The organism is Nostoc sp. 'Lobaria pulmonaria (5183) cyanobiont', from assembly GCF_002949795.1.
Classification (GTDB): Bacteria; Cyanobacteriota; Cyanobacteriia; order Cyanobacteriales; family Nostocaceae; genus Nostoc.
This window is the reverse complement of sequence record NZ_CP026692.1, coordinates 6,024,092-6,040,446: the sequence shown is the minus strand read 5'-3', so window position 1 is coordinate 6,040,446 and position 16,355 is coordinate 6,024,092. Positions and strand designations below refer to the sequence as shown.

The following is a 16,355-nucleotide window of genomic DNA, read 5'->3' as shown; positions in this document are numbered from 1 at the left end:
TTAGCCAATGATTAAGAAAAACATCAATGTAGAGTGTAATACCATACTTACTTTAACGATATATCTTGCTGCTGTAGACATAGCTAAAGGCGATGGAGAAGCGATGTCTCACGACAAGCCGCTGTGCATCTACGCATTTTTGAGAGAATTAGGAGTGCGATCGCATTCTCTTAAAAAAGTGCGTAGACGCAAAGCGGCTTGTCGTGAGACATCGCTTGTTAAATTGGAGATTGGGACTCCAACCAAATATCTAAAGAATTTCTTCCCCAATCCCCAGTCTCAACTTAATTAGCTTTACGCTCTTTGAGTACTTGATCTAGTAAGTTTCTAGCAGGTTGTGCTTTAGCCAACGCTACTTGATGGTCATTATAAGCACGAACAAGGCGAGAAAGACTGCTCACACCTGTTTTGAGTTGCTCAAGTTCTTCACCAGCAACTAATTCTCCATCAAGCATCCGCCCAATCAACGGTTTGATATCGCCCACTTCCTGCCGGACTTTTTGGAGCTTTTCTAGAGAACTCAGTAAGGTTTTTAGTGAGTTCAATATGTCATCAATATCCTGGGCATCCTCCACTGGCTCAGGCGGATTTTCAATTGCGATCGGATCTTTGTCTGAAACTGTAGGCAATTCCTCTACAGACGTTTCACTTATAACCCCGTTTGACCGTGCCATCAACGCTTCCTCAAGGAATTTTCCTCAGTGTATCGCTGATTTCGAGTTGCCAAAGATAGTATTGTTATAATTCGTTAAATAAATACTTGTACAAATTCAACTCTACTATCTGGGGAAACTGTTGAAACTGTTGTTAAGTCCTCTGTTAGAGGATCTATGCGTACTGCTGTTTCGATATGACTAACTGCATACTTAGGCTGACTTCGTGCATCTAGAACTAATGGACGGCGTTTTGCAGAATCTGATAGTAATTGAGCTAATTGCTGGCAATTAATTTTTTCACAGTAGGAAACTGAAATCCGATCAGAAGTTTAATAAAGTTAAACGGGAGCGATCGCACTTGTCAAAAGACTCTCTGGTTGGCAAACAATACTTCTAATAATAAAAAACGATCAAACAACAGGCGATCGCATTGGCATCAACTCGACAAAACAAACAGATAACTCATTTAAGATTAGCTTATTTACAAGTAAATATACTTATAATAATTACAGCATTTACCAATCACCTGCGATGATTTATGGCAATCCTTCAACTGATTGAACCCGAAGTTAAAAGTCTAGGTAGCTTTTTTGCCCGCCGCAGTTTGCCATATCCTAATCGCCAAATGGTTGGGCCGTTTATGTTTTTCGATCATCTTGGCCCGTCCGTTATGCCCCCCAATCAAGGCATTGATGTCCGACCACATCCTCATATTAATCTGGCAACGGTAACTTATTTATTTGACGGTGCTTTGATACATCGCGATAGTTTGGGTACTGTGCAGGAAATCCAACCAGGTGCAGTGAACTGGATGATAGCAGGAAAGGGAATTGTACATTCAGAACGCTCACCTGACTCTGACCGTCAGCAAGAAACTACTATTCATGGTATTCAAACCTGGGTCGCCCTACCTGTTGAACACGAAGAAACCGAGCCAACGTTCATTCACTATCCTGCTGAAATCCTTCCCACCTGGGAAGAGAATGGCGTTATCATCAAACTTATTGCTGGACAAGCATTTGGCTATACCTCACCTGTGAGAGTTCTCTCACCTATCCTGTATTTAGATGCAGTGTTGTCTGCCAACACCCATTTCACTATCCCTACAGATTATTCACAAAGGGCAGTATACAGTGTCACAGAGGGATTGAGGATTAATGATGAACCGATGGAGCAATATCGTCTCGCTATTCTAGAGCCAGGTGATCAGATTGAGGTTTCTGCTACAGCTGCTGCTCAATGTATTGTTATTGGCGGTGAACCGTTAGGTACACGCTACAAATGGTGGAATTTTGTCTCTAGCCGACCAGAGCGAATAGAGCAAGCTAAAGTTAATTGGCGCGACTCTCGCTTTGCTAGCGTGCCAGATGAAACAGAGTTTATTCCACTGCCGGAAGTGGTAACAGAAGCTAATCCTTTTTCATAAGTGTGTCACACTTCGACACTTACTACCTCGCTTTATCGCTGTTTTATAACTCTCACAAGATAAAAATTAGAAACCTTTGTTGTAATCAGTTTTTATAAATCTAGGCGTAGGTTTGGTTGAGGAACGTAGTACAGCTTGGCGTAAATAAACATACCATTTCAAATGGCGCAAGAGCTTGGAATACAATTATGCGTGACTTTTGACTTCCGCCTTGCGGTAGTAGCTTGCTTCCTGCAAGGGTAAATCAACACCAATAATCCTTGATTTTGTTGGGTTTTACTGTTGTTCAACCTAACCTACAAATATTTTATTTTTTCAGAATAATAAAAGAGCGTTAGAATGCCCAAGTTTAAAAGGTATTTGAATATAAGGTTAGTCTTTCGCATAAACTGACCCAGTGGCGACCATCTTCTAAGCAATAGAACCAGAAAAAATACTATTAACCCAAGTTGCCAGTTACTCTTATGGGCGATCGCTTCGGCTCTGGGATTGGTCTTTTTGATTGCAGGTTGGTGGATTGTCTCTGCTTCCTTCAAAAATGATAAGTTTTTAACCGGACACGATATCACTGGACAAGAGGGAGCAAATTGTTGAAAGTCAGCGTCAGGAGTAGATAATTCGACTAAAGTTTTAGGTGTAACTAGATGCACAATGGTTTTAGAAGTAAGCTGCCACTACTGCTGACATTCTGCTTATTTACTAGCTTTTTGCCTGCCTCTGGTTCAGTTTTATGTCCAGCCGTTGCCTCTGACGAATACTATAAAGTAGTCAGAAATTATGGCAGAGATGGACACGCAGGAACCGATGGACGTGAGGGTAGAGATGGTAGCAGTGGTGAAAACCAAAATATTTTTGTCAATGGTTCACCCGTTAATCTTGACTTGTCCGGTAAAGATGGTGAAGACGGGGAAGACGGAGAACATGGTTATCAACCTGACTGTGGTTCCCAACCTGATAATGTCAGCCACAATATAAATGCACCAGATGGTGGTAGTGGCGGTAATGGTGGCAAAGGAGGAGATGGGGGAAATGGTGGTTCTCTCACAGTGTATTACAGCAATTTGGCAGACTTACGGAATATTTCTGTCCGAGCAACTAGTGGGGAAGGTGGGCGCGGCGGTAGAGGTGGCAATGGTACGGAGGGTTGTAACTGTCACAGACGGAGATGGGAAGTAAAAACCTGTAAGGGAACTCCTGGTAGCCCTGATTATAAGTGTACTGAAAAGGTTTATAGATGTAGCGATGGTAGCGATGGGCGAGATGGCAGCGATGGTAGCGATGGTAGCCAAGGGCGCTTAGGAACTTTGAGTATTGTTAATAGCAAGGAACCTTTGGCAGCTGATACTTCAACTGTGCAGCTACCAATTTCGGAACTGATAAACAAACAGTTCCAACTCTCGAAGAATAAGTGGAATCAAGGCATGGGGGCAGTTTCTCTACTTGCTCCTGGTTCTGCGATCGCTGATGATTATCGAGAGTTTGAACAGCGTCTAGAAGAGGCTTTTCAAATAGTTTGGCAAGAAAGACAACCTATCACCAGCTTTGGCAATCAAGCTGTAACACTAAATTTAACTGATAACAAACAAGTAGAAGTTACTTTTTCTGAGGAATTATGGGTTGAGGGTAACACCAAAAGTGAGGCTAACTTTACAACATTTACCGTTAACCATGCCATTCCCAAAAAAGATGTCACCCGGTTAGCTGTAGCAGAGTTTGCCGATGCCGGACAAAATCTCAACTTAAAAATAGTCGATTTGGCAGCCAAATCTGATGCCATTAATACTCAATTTCGCGTGAAACTCCGCGCCCAGGATAGCTTGCACGGTTTTTCTGGCTACAAAACTGAATATGAAGGGGATATTCCCAACGAACTTGTGACTCGTGACTATAACCGTTTTACTCTAGCTTTGGGCAAGCTCAAAATTCCTGACGAAGCTTTACGCCCTGGTGTGAATGTTGATATTGAAGTCGTAGCAACTCGTTCTTTAGGAATACATTCTGCCAAGCAAACTATTAGCTGGCAGGGTGCAATCCGCAAACCTAGATAAAGTTTAAGAAGATTTTTTCCCATCTGAAACCATTTGCGAGAGAATATAGGCTGCGAAATCTAATAACTGATCCAGCAAAAAGCCAATGATACCGATGTATAAGATTTCCTGGATTATGTAATCAGCATTGCCAGCCTTATAAGCATCCCAGAGGGTAAAGCCAAGTCCTCTTGGGCCTGTTAACATTTCTGTGGCAATAACAATAAACCAGGCTACCCAAATGCTAACTTTCAAGGCATGAAATATATGAAATATAGCTACACGAAAGTTATTATTCTGTCTCTTGAAATGCTGCATACCTATTGCCGTATTAATAATCATCGTCCAGAGAGTTCCCACAAAAACTACTACAATAGCAGCCGAATTGCTCTCTTGAAACGTGAGTAGGGCAATAGGTAGCAAAGCTATAGGAGGGATACTATGTGGTATCTGAAATATCAGCCTAAATAGCTGATAAATCATGCTATTTATCCCGATAAAATATCCAATGAAACTACCCAATACAGCGGCTGGAATATAACCAACAAATAACCGTTGCAGGCTAGCTAAAATGTCTAAAAACATGTTATTTTCTCTGCCTCAGTTCTCATGGAAAACATTCGGGAAATACTGCGGCAACAACACAAAACAGGGCTGAGAAAAATGTATTGGATTACACATTCTATTTTTTTGCTAAAAGGTTTTTTATATCTTCTCCTCGTTAATTAATAATTAAAAAACTTAGGTATTATTACGATGTCATAGTAGTAGTACAAAGAAGAGGTAAAGCTTGACTTTACTAAACTTTATCAGAAACGCAAATTTTAATTAGTAAATTAAATACAATTTCTAGAATTTATCAAAGAAGGCAGTTATTGCTAGAGCTTACGTGCGATCGCTCCTTGATTATCTCAGCTGATGGAACGAGCTAGAAAAAGTCTTGAATAGACTGTAGGGATCAATTGGATGGGTATTCAAACCCTAACCAATTGTAGACACTTGTAAATAATGACACAGAAAATTGCTAGTTATCTCTAATAAAAGATGCGATCGCCTTTTTTATTGGAGAACCGGAATCGTCTCTGGTGTAGTATGTAAGACCGCGATCGATGAATGCAGAGGTAGTATCTATTAACTGCTGAAGAATCTCGGAATTAGTATTATCTATTTCTTCAGTGACTTTTTCCCCTGTAAATTTATTTTTCCGATCTTCTGGAGGTAAGACAATGCGAGGATCTTTATAAGTCTCTTTTGGTTTGGGTTTAAATGTCTCATTTAAATCAAACTGAAGACGTAAGTAACGTTTGGACTCATATCCACCCATAATTTGTCGGCAAATAGTACTATCAATCTCAGATGTAGGTTCCATGAAGATGTTAGTAAGATTTTTGATCCAGTCTAAGCCTCTCCATTTGCTTATTTGCTTATATTGATATGGTTGACCAGTTTGACCTGTGCCAATAGAAAGGATAGAAATATCTTCCAATCGCAGATTATCTAGTTTATATTGTTGCTTGATTTCTGGAGATACTGAAGACTGGCTAATCCTCATCGCTAAACTCAAAGCTGCAAGAGCAGGGTTATTAGCAGAAACTCCTCCATCAATGTGTGGAAATTCCCAGTCACCAAATTTTTGTTTATCTACAGGTGCTAATTTATATGCTGGAAAAAAAGTAGGTGCTGAGGCAGAAGCGGTAGATATTTCCCATAAATAACAGTCATCGTACCATCTGTCTCCTAAATCGGGATGACAATTTGTAAAAAAGGTTGTGTTGCGATATAGGGTATCGTAAGCAAGAATCAAAAGAATGGGTTTTTCGATATCCTTGATTCTTGTGGATTTATAGGCATCTTTGAGGACACTAGTAATTCCATCATGAGAATATTTAGATGGGGAAAATACATCAATAATTGATTTGATGATGGACGGAAAGTTTTTGTAGCGCTCTTTTATTTCTAGAGGGAATATATCTTTACCTCTATTTTTATACAGTTTAATGAGTTCATCGCTCTCCTTTCCGATAGCAATCCCTCCTGCTAATATGGAACCAGTAGAAGTACCAGCAACCATGTCAAAATATTCGTGTAAAAACTCTCCTTTTCCCTGATTTCTAATTTCTTGTTCTACTTGTTGAAGTATTCGTGCTGCAACAATTCCCCGAATACCGCCACCGTCTAAAGACAAAATTTTGAAGGACATAGCAATTATCTTTGATTATTTCTCTGGTTATCTTTCTGGGGACAAGTATCATGAGAATCACAATACGGTTCCATTAGCTTGTTTACTCTTATCCGACTTATCCGACTTATCCGACTGGAAGAATACTTAAGTTTTTTTTAACGAACTGCTTCTCTACGAAACACTACGTATGGGTACGCATAGCGTCTCGTTAGAGTGCGCCAAGCAGGGAAGAGAAGACTAAATAGGTAATCTGATAGCGGGAATAGAGTAGTTATTGAAGATTTAACTTGAAACACTTAGGAATACAGCAAATTTCAACGTTGTGAGGCACAGAAATACCCCACTTGCGCGATCTGGCGTGAAGGTTGGGGAAGAATATAGCGCTTCTTGTTTGCGTGAGGTACACCCGTAGGGGCACGGCACTGCCGTGCCCCTACACCCCACGATATAATTTTGTACCGCATCTGAATGGGAACCGCTATATACCTCATGTAGTTGCTGTAAATTCAAGGTTTTAAGTTGCAATTTCTGCTAAAGCGACAAGTCAATACCCTTTGGTTAAAAGAGTAAAGGAGGAAAAACAAGGATTTTCGCCTTTTAGCTTTAAACAAACTGCATTGGTCTAGTCTTGACTCTAGATAGATTAAAATCTTGCTAGTTCAAGTATGGCTTTGATGTATGATCATCTGTCTACTACGTAAGCTTAAATAAATATTTGCTATAAGAAAGTTAAAGCTTGACCCCGCACTTGCGTATTTACTTGGCCTTTGTCATAAACTATCTCACCGCCGACAATGGTAGTTGTAGCCCAGCCGGTCAGGTTCCAGCCTTCAAATGGACTCCAATGGCATTTGGTTAAAAGTTCCTCGCGCCGGACTGGACGGTATGTATTTAAATCTACAAGCACTAAATCGGCATCATAACCAGGTGCGATCGCTCCCTTATTCGGAATACCATAAGCCACAGCTACAGCTTTAGACATCCAGTTCACAACTTGAGCCACAGTACACTTTCCCTCCATCGCCGCAGTTAACATCAAAGCGAGGGAAGTTTCCACCCCAGGCATTCCCGAAGGACTATTGGGGTATTCTTGAGCTTTTTCTTCTAAGGTATGTGGCGCGTGATCTGTAGCGATGAAATCAATCACGCCATCGCGCAAAGCTTGCCAGAGAACTTCGTTATCGTGGGGCGATCGCAAAGGTGGATTCATCTGTGCTAATGTGCCAATTGTTTTATATGCACTAGTATTTAATAACAAATGCTGTGGTGTCACCTCTGCTGTCACCCAACTTGGTTTCTCCTGACGCAGCAAATCTGCTTCCAGCGCTGTTGACAGATGGAGAATATGCAATCGACGTTGATATTTTTGAGAAAGTTTTAATGCTAGTTGGGTTGCAAGCATTGCCGCTCGATCGTCTTGAATTTGCGAGTGAACAGCTGGATCGTGAATATTGGCAAATTCTTGGCGGCGTTGGTTGATTCTAGCTTGGTCTTCGGCATGAACGGCAATCAAGCGATCGCCTTTAGCAAATATCGCCTCCAATGCTGTTTCGCCATCAACCAACAACTGACCATGCATAGATCCCATGAAAATCTTAATTCCTGGTGTTGGCTTTGCTAAAAGCAAATCTGGTAAATTTTCTGCTGTTGCCCCAATAAAAAAGCCATAATTAACCAAGGACTTGTGTGAGGCCCGTTCTAGTTTGTCGTCTAATGCCTGCTGTGTAGTTGTTAAGGGACGTGTGTTGGGCATTTCTAAAAATGTTGTGACTCCCCCTTTAGCACAGGCACAACTGGCGGTGAATAAATCTTCCTTGTGTTCTAGTCCAGGTTCCCGGAAATGCACCTGCGGATCGATAACTCCTGGCAACAAAGTTAAGCCTTCTGCGTCAACTTCAATGGCTAGTGCTGTTTGGGAGATTTCTGGCGCAACTTCGACTATTTGGCGATCGCGCGTCAACACATCCCCAACCATCAGTTCACCATCGGGTAAGATTATGCGAGCGCGGCGAATCAGTAACATTTTTGGAGATGACATAGAGATAACCAAGTTTAGACAGGGAGCTATGTATTACAGAGAACCATGCTTTTAGGTTAAACTTATTCGCGATCGGAGTAACCAATTTTTGCCTTGCCTTAAAAAAAAGTTTATTTTTAAAATCCACAATCTAAAATTGGTAGTCAAGATGCAAACATAACTAGAAAATTAAAATTTTCCCGTTAAGATTAACAGATCAAGTCTCACTAGGCGAGTTAATTACCTACATCTTTCGTTAAGTTAAGTAATTTCATGCATAATCAAGTGTCTGATAACAACTCTAGTCAACAACCCGATAATTCTTGGATCGCAGAGCTAGGTAGAACAATTGTATTGAGCATTGTTCTAGCTCTGGGAATTCGTACCTTTGTTGCTGAAGCACGCTGGATTCCTTCTGGTTCAATGGAACCGACTCTGCATGGTACGCCAAACCAGTGGGAGGCAGATAAAATTATTGTCGATAAGTTGAAGTATAAATTTGCTGACCCGCAGCGGGGAGATATAGTAGTATTTTCACCGACGAAAGAACTACAAAAAGAACAATATCAAGATGCTTTTATTAAACGTATAATTGCCTTACCGGGAGAAAAAATACAACTTAAGGATGGCAAAGTCTATATCAACAACAAACCTCTCCCAGAAGCCAATTACCTCAGTTCTGGGCAGACTACAGTTATTGATGTTTGCCAATCAGGGCCACAGCCACCTTTTTTGGCAAAACCCCAGACTATACCAGCCGATTCATATTTAGTACTGGGTGATAATCGTAACAGTAGTTATGACAGTCGTTGCTGGGGTGTTGTCCCCCGCCAGAATATTATTGGACGTGCTATAGTTCGCTTCTGGCCTTTAAATCATGTTGGCGGAATCGATAAATCGCCAGTATATCCATAATTAACAAACAATATTGCTCAAATAGCTCATTAACAAAAAAATTTTAGATTTTAGATTGGGGACTATTAAATCACCAATCTAAAATCCAAAATCCGTCTTGAAAAGTTTAGTTTGCTCTTAGCATTGGTAAAGCCAGACGTTGCGCTATCGCCAGAAGCCGACACTGCAACTTTTCGCCAAATCTAAAATCCAATATTGCTATGACGCCTTACCTAGCTAAGATTTTACTGTATCCAGTTAAATCACTGGATGGTGTTGAAGTTGAGAACGCTAGAGTTCTTGCCAGTGGCGCACTACAGTATGACCGCGAGTTTGCCATTTTTGATGAACAACATAGATTTGTTAATGGGAAGTGTCATGCTAAAATCCATTTACTAAGGGCACAATTTGCACTCTTAAATAGAACTATCTCGTTGCAAATCCCAGATGGCAACTTACAACAAATTTTTCATCTGGATGAGGAACGGCAAGCATTAGAAGCAACTTTGAGTGATTATTTTAAGTTTGGTGTCACATTGGGACAAAACTCTTTGATGGGTTTTCCTGACGATACACACTCACTTGGCCCAACGGTAATTAGTACGGCCACATTGGCAGAAGTAGCTTCTTGGTTTCCTGGTTTAAGTGTAGATGAAATGCGCCGTCGGATGCGTGCCAACATCGAGATTGGTGGTGTACCAGCATTTTGGGAAGATCGGCTATTTAGCGAACAAGGTGATTTAGTCTGTTTTCGAGTGGGAGATGTAGACTTTTTTGGGGTTAACCCATGTCAGCGTTGTATAGTCCCAACACGCAATTCTTACTTAGGGGAAGCTTACCCAAACTTTCAAAAAATCTTTACAACCCAGCGACAAGCAACTCTGCCAAATTGGGTTGCTTTATCGCCTTTTAATCATTTTTATAGATTGAGTATCAATACTCAACTACCCCGATCATCAGCCGGAAAAATTTTACAAATTGGCGATGAAGTTGACATACTTATACAACAAAGTTAACATTTCGTAAAAATAAAAAATACAAAGTAAATTTTTTGGGATTTTTTTTGTTTATGCTGTGTATTTGCATGACAATTCTAAAATTGTTGTAGTTAAATATAAGTTTTTGTACAAATCCAGAAGTTTCCAGACCAGAAAATCAAGACATTAGCAATTAAAAATTAAATTTAGGATTGGGTGCTAATGGCGACCTGAATTTTAGAATGGCATACTGGAGCTTATTGGTTAAATTTCAGTTCATCTGAGAAAATTTGTTGAGATATTGCCAGATAAAACTGAGCAAATTCAGGTGCAATGGCGTACCTACTAGGCGATTTATATAATGGACTACTCCTGCGCAAAGATTGAAAATTAGGCGTTGGAGGAATTATGGCAGTAAAATAAGTACAATTATTTTGTACTGTTTTATACTAAAAATATAAAATTTTCATAAAAAGTATTGTATGCCGTAATTATACTTATATAAAATGTAGCTGGCATGGCAAAATGCACCTAGTAGATGCTGGGGAAGAATAAAACTACAATGTTATCCAAACTTCAGCCCGTCAAATCATTTAATCGCTTAGTTGGCAAAGTTTATGCCAAGATGCCCCTGAGATATGTTCTGATTGTGCCCTTTATCTTGCAAATTTGTGGTGCGGTGGGACTTGTGGGCTATATTTCGTATCAAAACGGCCAAAAAGCGGTAAGGGAGCTTGCTACTCAATTAGAAAATGAAATCTGCGATCGCATTGAACAGCATCTTGATCGCTATTTAACAACCCCGAAGCAAATCAATCAAATAAACTTAGATGCGATTGAGCTAGGTTTGCTTAACCTTTCGGACTTTCAAACCACCGGCAATTACTTTTGGAAACAAATGCAGGTTTTCAATGTTGGTTACAACAGCTTTGCCAATCCCAAAGGTGAATTTATCGGTGTTGAGCGTCTAGATAATGGCCAGATCTTAATTAATGAAGTTAGCGACAAGCATAGTATAGGCAAACTTTATGTTTATCCTACAGACAACCAAGGAAATCGCCGCCATTTACAGGAAGTCAAAAATTACGATCCTCGCGTAGAAGCTTGGTATGCAGATCCAGTCAAAGTAGGCAAACGAGTTTGGAGTCAAATTTATCAATGGGAAGATAAACCAGAAGTTTTATCCATATCTTCCAGCTATCCTGTTTACGATAAAAATCGCAAATTCGTTGGGGTGATTAGTGTTGATTTGCTTTTATCACAAATTGGCAAGTTTTTAGCTAAGTTAAAGATCAAAGAGTCAGGTAAAACTTTTATTTTAGAGCGTTCTGGGTTATTAGTGGCTTCTTCTACTAGCGAGCCACCATATACAATCGTTAATGGTAAAGGAAAACGTCTATCAGCATTAGATAGTCAAAATTCTTTAATTAAACTCACAACAAAGTCTTTGATCGAACGCTTTGGTAGTCTTAAGTTTGTTGTGGGGAAGCAACAGCTAAGTTTTACCGCCGATGGAATGCGTTATTTTGTGCAGGTAAAAAGCTGGAAGGATGAACTGGGTTTAGATTGGCTAATTGTGGCGGTGATTCCCGAAGGCGAATTTATGGAGCAAATTAATGCCAACACCCGCATTACTATTTTGCTGTGCATAGTTGCTTTTTTAGTGGCTACAAGAATTGGAATTTTGACTGCTCGTTGGGTAATTAAGCCGATTTTACAATTAAACAGATCGGCGAAGAAAATTGCTCAAGGTGAATGGGAGCAAATACCAAACATTCAGCGTTCCGATGAACTGGGAGAACTAGCCAAATCATTTGAAACTATGGCAAAGCAACTCCAGGCATCCTTTAGTGCTTTAGAAGCAAAGAATGCCCAGATGCAAGTTTTAAATGAGGCGCTATCTCATAATCAGAGTCAGCTAACTCAATTTTTAGAAGCCATGCCAGTAGGTGTATTTATCATCGATGCTGAAGGTGAACCTTATTATACAAATCAGATTGGGCAGCAAATTCTCGGTCAAGGAGCAATCGCAGAAGTTAGCACCGAAGAATTATCAGAGATATATCAAGCTTACCTTGCCGGGACAGATCAACTTTACCCCAGCGATCGCCTGCCGATTTTGAGAGCATTACAAGGGGAAAGCACCAGGGTTGATGATATGGAAATTCGCTGTTGTGGCAATATTACTCGCATTGAGGTTTTAGGAAAGCCAATTTATGATGAATCAGGGAATGTGGCTTTTGCGATCGCCACATTTTTTGATATTACCCAACGCAAACAAACAGAAAAGTTATTAGCAGAATACAATCGCACCTTAGAGGCTCAAGTAAAAAAACGTACTGAAGAGTTCCAGCAAGTTATCGAGCAACTGCAAACCACCCAAGAAGAACTGATTCAATCGCAAAAAATTGCTGCACAGGAACAACAAGCAGCCGTTCGAGAAGCGGCGCGAAGTGCTGCCGCCAACCTCGCCAAAAGCGAATTCCTTGCTAACATGAGCCACGAACTGCGTACCCCACTCAATGCCATTCTTGGTTTCACACAAGTTATGAGTCGAGATTATTTGCTATCTAGCGAACATCAAGAAAACTTGGCAATAATTAATCGTGCTGGCGAACATCTACTCAAATTAATTAACGACATTCTAGAAATGTCTAAAATCGAAGCTGGCAAAATCACCTTAAATTGCAGCAGCTTTGACTTAATTCATTTGTTGAAGAACTTAGAAGAGATGTTGCACTTGCGTGCTGCATCTAAAAATTTAGAATTACTGTTTGAATATGCGCCAGATATTCCTAAATACATAGAAACAGACGAAAATAAACTGTGTCAAGTATTGCTTAACCTCTTGGGAAATGCGATCAAATTTACCGATCAAGGGAGGGTGACGCTACGGGTGAGACTGGGGGCTGGTGAGCAGCAGAGCAGAGGAGCAGGGGAGCAGGGGGAGCAAAATCTTTCTTATCCCTCTCTTCTTTTTTTCGAGGTACAAGATACTGGCTGTGGTATTACCCCACAAGAACTTGACTTGCTGTTTGAAGCTTTTGAACAAACCGAAATCGGCAGAAAATTTCAACAAGGGACGGGACTGGGTTTAGCGATTAGCCGTAAATACGTGCAACTGATGGCAGGAGATATTACTGTCAGCACAATGCCTGGTGTCGGTAGTACATTTGCCTTTAACGTTCAGATTGCTCTAACTTGCCCCAGAGAAATCCCGATAAACCAAATTAAATCACAAATTAGAGCTTTAGCACCTAGTGAAAAAGTATACCGCATCCTAGTAGTTGACGACTCCACAGAAAGCCGTATCTTGTTAGTTAAAATTCTCACATCTCTAGGTTTTGAAGTTAACGAGGCTACAGATGGTAGTGAAGCGATCGCTAATTGGGAATCTTGGCAACCACACCTGATTTTTATGGATATGCGAATGCCAGTCATGGACGGTTACGAAGCCACAAGAATTATTAAAGCTAGAGAAATCGGGCATGGGACAGCCAATACGTCGCGCAGGTTCCCAAAATTGAAACAACTGGTGTCATCGGCGAGCCAGTACCTTGCAGAAGAGTTAACCGATTCAGGCGAGGGTGAGGTTATGAAAGTTGTCCGCAAAGAGTCTTCCACACCAGAAACAACTGGTGTGATAGAAAATGATGCTTCTGGTGCGTCCACTTTGCGATCGCGGATGCCACCAGCCTTGGCTCCCCCTTACGACTTCTCTAGAACAATGCCGGATAGCTCCAATACAAATACAATCATTATTGCCCTAACTGCTAGCGCCTTTGAAGAAGAACGCCAGAAAATTTTGTCCATTGGCTGTGATGATTTTATTCGCAAGCCATTCAAACAGGAAGTATTATTGGAAAAACTGAGCAAACATCTGGGTTTAAAATATACCAATCAAGTAGAAACCACAAACACAGTAGTTGTCGATCAAGCTACACAGATTTTTGTCAGTGTTGCCGAACTCCTGGGCGATTTATCAAAAATGTCACCTGAGTGGCTCCAACAGGTTCACTATGCCGCAGCTAGCTGTAGCGATGAACTGATTTTAGAGTTACTCAAGCAAATTACATCAGATAATGCTCAAGTTTTCCAAGTTCTCAGGGATTTAGCAAATAACTACCAGTTTGAGAAAATTATGGAATTGACTACAACAAACTTAGAATGAATTACGATCATTTAAACCCTAATAAACAAGATATTTTGATCGTTGATGATATGGCGGATAACCTTCGGGTTTTATCCTCCATATTGACAAGGGAAGGGTATAACGTTCGTAAAGCTTTGAACTGGCAAATGGCATTGACAGCAACTCAAACATTATTACCTGATTTAATTCTACTCGATATCATGATGCCAGAAGTAGATGGGTATGAAATTTGCCAGACCTTTAAAGCTTGGGAGCTAACAGCCGATATTCCAATAATTTTTATTAGCGCTTTAGATGATGTTTTTGACAAAGTTAAAGCCTTTAAAGTGGGTGGTGTAGACTACATCACCAAACCTTTTGAGTTTCAAGAAGTTTTAGTGCGCGTGCAAAATCAACTGGCATTGAGATCGGCGCGATTAGAAATATTGAAACTAAATGCTGAACTTGAAGATCGGGTAAAACAGCGGACTGGGGAGCTAGAAGAAACTCTCCAAAAACTCCAGCAAGAAATCGATTCCCGCCAGCAATTGCAAAGTCAACTGCTAGATATAGCACTGCATGATTCCCTAACTGGATTATCAAACCGAGTTTTTTTTATTAGGCGACTAGAAAATGCTCTCAATCGGGCGAAGCAAGAATCTAGTTATCAGTTTGCAGTACTTTTTTTGGACTGCGATCGCTTCAAAGTTATTAATGATTCTCTTGGTCATCCGGTGGGAGATGAATTGCTGATAGCCATTGCTCACCGCCTACAAGCATGTCTAATACCTGTTGATACTTTAGCACGACTAGGCGGGGATGAATTTGGAATTCTTTTAGAAAATATCACAGATATCAATATAGCAATCGAAGTTGCAGAAAGGATTTTGCAACAGTTATCACTTGCTTTTCAATTGTCAAGATATGAAGTTTTTATGAATGCCAGTATTGGTATTCGTTGGGGCAATAAAGATTACGATCGCCCAGAGTATTTGCTGCGGGATGCTGATACGGCAATGTATCGAGCTAAGGCTGAAGGAAGAGCCAAATATCACGTTTTTAATCCAGCGATGCATCAGGAAGCTATTCAGCTTTTAGAGTTAGAAAATGACCTGCGGAGGGCTGTTGAAAGGCAAGAATTCCTCGTTTACTATCAGCCAATTATTTCTCTGGCTACAGGCAGAATTTCTGGATTTGAAGCCTTGGTGCGCTGGCAACATCCGATTCGTGGTTTGGTTTCTCCCATAGAATTTATTCCTGTGGCCGAAGAAACGGGTTTGATTAATGCCATCAATACTTGGGTATTACAGTCAGCTTGTCATCAATTAAGCATCTGGCAACATTATCCAGTGACGCTAGAACCTCTAACGATGAGTGTCAATTTGAGTGCAAGGTTATTTTTACAGCCGAATTTGGTAGAACAAATTGACCGAATAATTTATGAAAATAAAATAAATCCGGCATATTTAGAATTAGAAATTACCGAAAGTGTAATCATGGAAAATACAGATGCAATAAAAATAATTCTTCAACAACTAAAGCAGCGAAAAATCAAGTTGATTATGGATGACTTTGGTACAGGATATTCCTCTTTGAGTTACCTGCACAGCTTTCCTTTAAATGCACTCAAAATTGATAAATCCTTCGTCAAACGGATGCAGGAGAACAAAGAGAATATGGGGTTAGTACCAGCAATGATTGGCATTGCCAACTCAATGGGGATGAGTGCGATCGCTGAAGGTGTCGAAACACAAGAACAGTTAGCCCAATTGAGAAGTTTAAACTGTAATTTTGCTCAAGGATATTTATTTTCTAAACCCATAGAACAACAACTGGCTCTTGAGTTGCTCACTTCAGCACCTCAATGGTAGCTATTAAGTAGCACCTGGGAAAAATTTCATTGTTGATCCTCGACTAGATAATCTGTGAGTGCTATCTACTATAATTCTTACAGCAGTTCAGGAGGTGGCCAAAGGTGATAACTGGCCAATAGCTTCGATAATCTGCAAAACTCTCCAGCGATGTGAGAGTTAAACTATAAATA

Annotated in this window: 12 protein-coding genes; 7 read left to right on the top strand and 5 right to left on the bottom strand. The window is 40.4% G+C overall.

Annotated features, from left to right (window positions below; all coding sequences use genetic code 11):
• The first annotated feature begins 7 nt into the window (after positions 1–7).
• The gene (locus NLP_RS26710) at positions 8–292 is read left to right on the top strand and encodes a hypothetical protein (RefSeq protein WP_104908969.1); all 285 of its coding nucleotides are present in this window, start codon (positions 8–10) and stop codon (positions 290–292) included.
• Here NLP_RS26710 and NLP_RS26705 read toward each other — a convergent pair.
• Positions 285–674 carry a hypothetical protein gene (locus NLP_RS26705; protein WP_104908968.1) on the bottom strand — a complete coding sequence of 130 codons (390 nt, stop codon included), beginning with the start codon at positions 672–674 and terminating at the stop codon, positions 285–287. The genes NLP_RS26710 and NLP_RS26705 overlap by 8 nt on opposite strands.
• A 74-nt stretch (positions 675–748) precedes the next feature.
• Positions 749–949, bottom strand: coding sequence for a rhodanese-like domain-containing protein (locus NLP_RS36245; protein ID WP_442946675.1), 201 nt, complete (start codon positions 947–949; stop codon positions 749–751).
• 245 nt (positions 950–1,194) lie between these two features.
• Here NLP_RS36245 and NLP_RS26700 point away from each other — a divergent pair, with 245 nt between their 5' ends.
• Positions 1,195–2,082 (top strand): pirin family protein, encoded by an 888-nt coding sequence (locus NLP_RS26700; RefSeq protein ID WP_104908967.1) that lies wholly within the window; start codon positions 1,195–1,197, stop codon positions 2,080–2,082.
• A gap of 644 nt (positions 2,083–2,726) precedes the next feature.
• A complete protein-coding gene (locus NLP_RS26690; RefSeq protein WP_104908965.1) occupies positions 2,727–4,130 on the top strand; it encodes a hypothetical protein in 1,404 nt (467 codons plus the stop codon).
• A 3-nt stretch (positions 4,131–4,133) separates the two neighbouring features.
• On the opposite strand, the gene NLP_RS26685 is transcribed toward NLP_RS26690, so the two are convergent.
• The 3 genes from NLP_RS26685 to NLP_RS26675 all read right to left on the bottom strand — a co-directional run bounded on the left by NLP_RS26685 (position 4,134) and on the right by NLP_RS26675 (position 8,329).
• Positions 4,134–4,694, bottom strand: coding sequence for a nitrate transporter (locus NLP_RS26685; RefSeq protein ID WP_104908964.1), 561 nt, complete (start codon positions 4,692–4,694; stop codon positions 4,134–4,136).
• A gap of 439 nt (positions 4,695–5,133) precedes the next feature.
• On the bottom strand, positions 5,134–6,309 hold the full coding sequence (locus NLP_RS26680; protein ID WP_104908963.1) for a patatin-like phospholipase family protein: 1,176 nt from the start codon (positions 6,307–6,309) through the stop codon (positions 5,134–5,136).
• Between the two features lie 700 nt (positions 6,310–7,009).
• Positions 7,010–8,329 (bottom strand): dihydroorotase, encoded by a 1,320-nt coding sequence (locus NLP_RS26675; RefSeq protein ID WP_104908962.1) that lies wholly within the window; start codon positions 8,327–8,329, stop codon positions 7,010–7,012.
• Between the two features lie 252 nt (positions 8,330–8,581).
• Between NLP_RS26675 and lepB the strand changes: the two genes are divergently transcribed.
• From lepB to NLP_RS26655, 4 genes are all read left to right on the top strand, one after another.
• Positions 8,582–9,223: a signal peptidase I gene (lepB, locus tag NLP_RS26670; protein ID WP_104908961.1), complete on the top strand. Its 642-nt coding sequence runs from the start codon at positions 8,582–8,584 to the stop codon at positions 9,221–9,223.
• A 200-nt stretch (positions 9,224–9,423) separates the two neighbouring features.
• On the top strand, positions 9,424–10,218 hold the full coding sequence (locus NLP_RS26665; RefSeq protein WP_104908960.1) for an MOSC domain-containing protein: 795 nt from the start codon (positions 9,424–9,426) through the stop codon (positions 10,216–10,218).
• Positions 10,219–10,741: 523 nt separating this feature from the next.
• Positions 10,742–14,350 (top strand): ATP-binding protein, encoded by a 3,609-nt coding sequence (locus tag NLP_RS26660; protein WP_104910050.1) that lies wholly within the window; start codon positions 10,742–10,744, stop codon positions 14,348–14,350.
• Entirely contained in the window at positions 14,347–16,182 is a 1,836-nt protein-coding gene (locus NLP_RS26655; protein WP_104908959.1) for a GGDEF/EAL domain-containing response regulator, read from the top strand. The genes NLP_RS26660 and NLP_RS26655 overlap by 4 nt, the downstream gene beginning before the upstream one ends.
• The last annotated feature ends 173 nt before the right edge of the window (positions 16,183–16,355 follow it).

Coding starts and splice junctions, on each gene's coding strand:
- NLP_RS26710 (WP_104908969.1), top strand. CDS start 8: ATGATTAAGAAAAACATCAATGTAGAGTGTAATACCATACTTACTTTA.
- NLP_RS26705 (WP_104908968.1), bottom strand. CDS start 674: ATGGCACGGTCAAACGGGGTTATAAGTGAAACGTCTGTAGAGGAATTG.
- NLP_RS26700 (WP_104908967.1), top strand. CDS start 1,195: ATGGCAATCCTTCAACTGATTGAACCCGAAGTTAAAAGTCTAGGTAGC.
- NLP_RS26690 (WP_104908965.1), top strand. CDS start 2,727: ATGCACAATGGTTTTAGAAGTAAGCTGCCACTACTGCTGACATTCTGC.
- NLP_RS26685 (WP_104908964.1), bottom strand. CDS start 4,694: ATGTTTTTAGACATTTTAGCTAGCCTGCAACGGTTATTTGTTGGTTAT.
- NLP_RS26680 (WP_104908963.1), bottom strand. CDS start 6,309: ATGTCCTTCAAAATTTTGTCTTTAGACGGTGGCGGTATTCGGGGAATT.
- NLP_RS26675 (WP_104908962.1), bottom strand. CDS start 8,329: ATGTCATCTCCAAAAATGTTACTGATTCGCCGCGCTCGCATAATCTTA.
- lepB (WP_104908961.1), top strand. CDS start 8,582: ATGCATAATCAAGTGTCTGATAACAACTCTAGTCAACAACCCGATAAT.
- NLP_RS26665 (WP_104908960.1), top strand. CDS start 9,424: ATGACGCCTTACCTAGCTAAGATTTTACTGTATCCAGTTAAATCACTG.
- NLP_RS26660 (WP_104910050.1), top strand. CDS start 10,742: ATGTTATCCAAACTTCAGCCCGTCAAATCATTTAATCGCTTAGTTGGC.
- NLP_RS26655 (WP_104908959.1), top strand. CDS start 14,347: ATGAATTACGATCATTTAAACCCTAATAAACAAGATATTTTGATCGTT.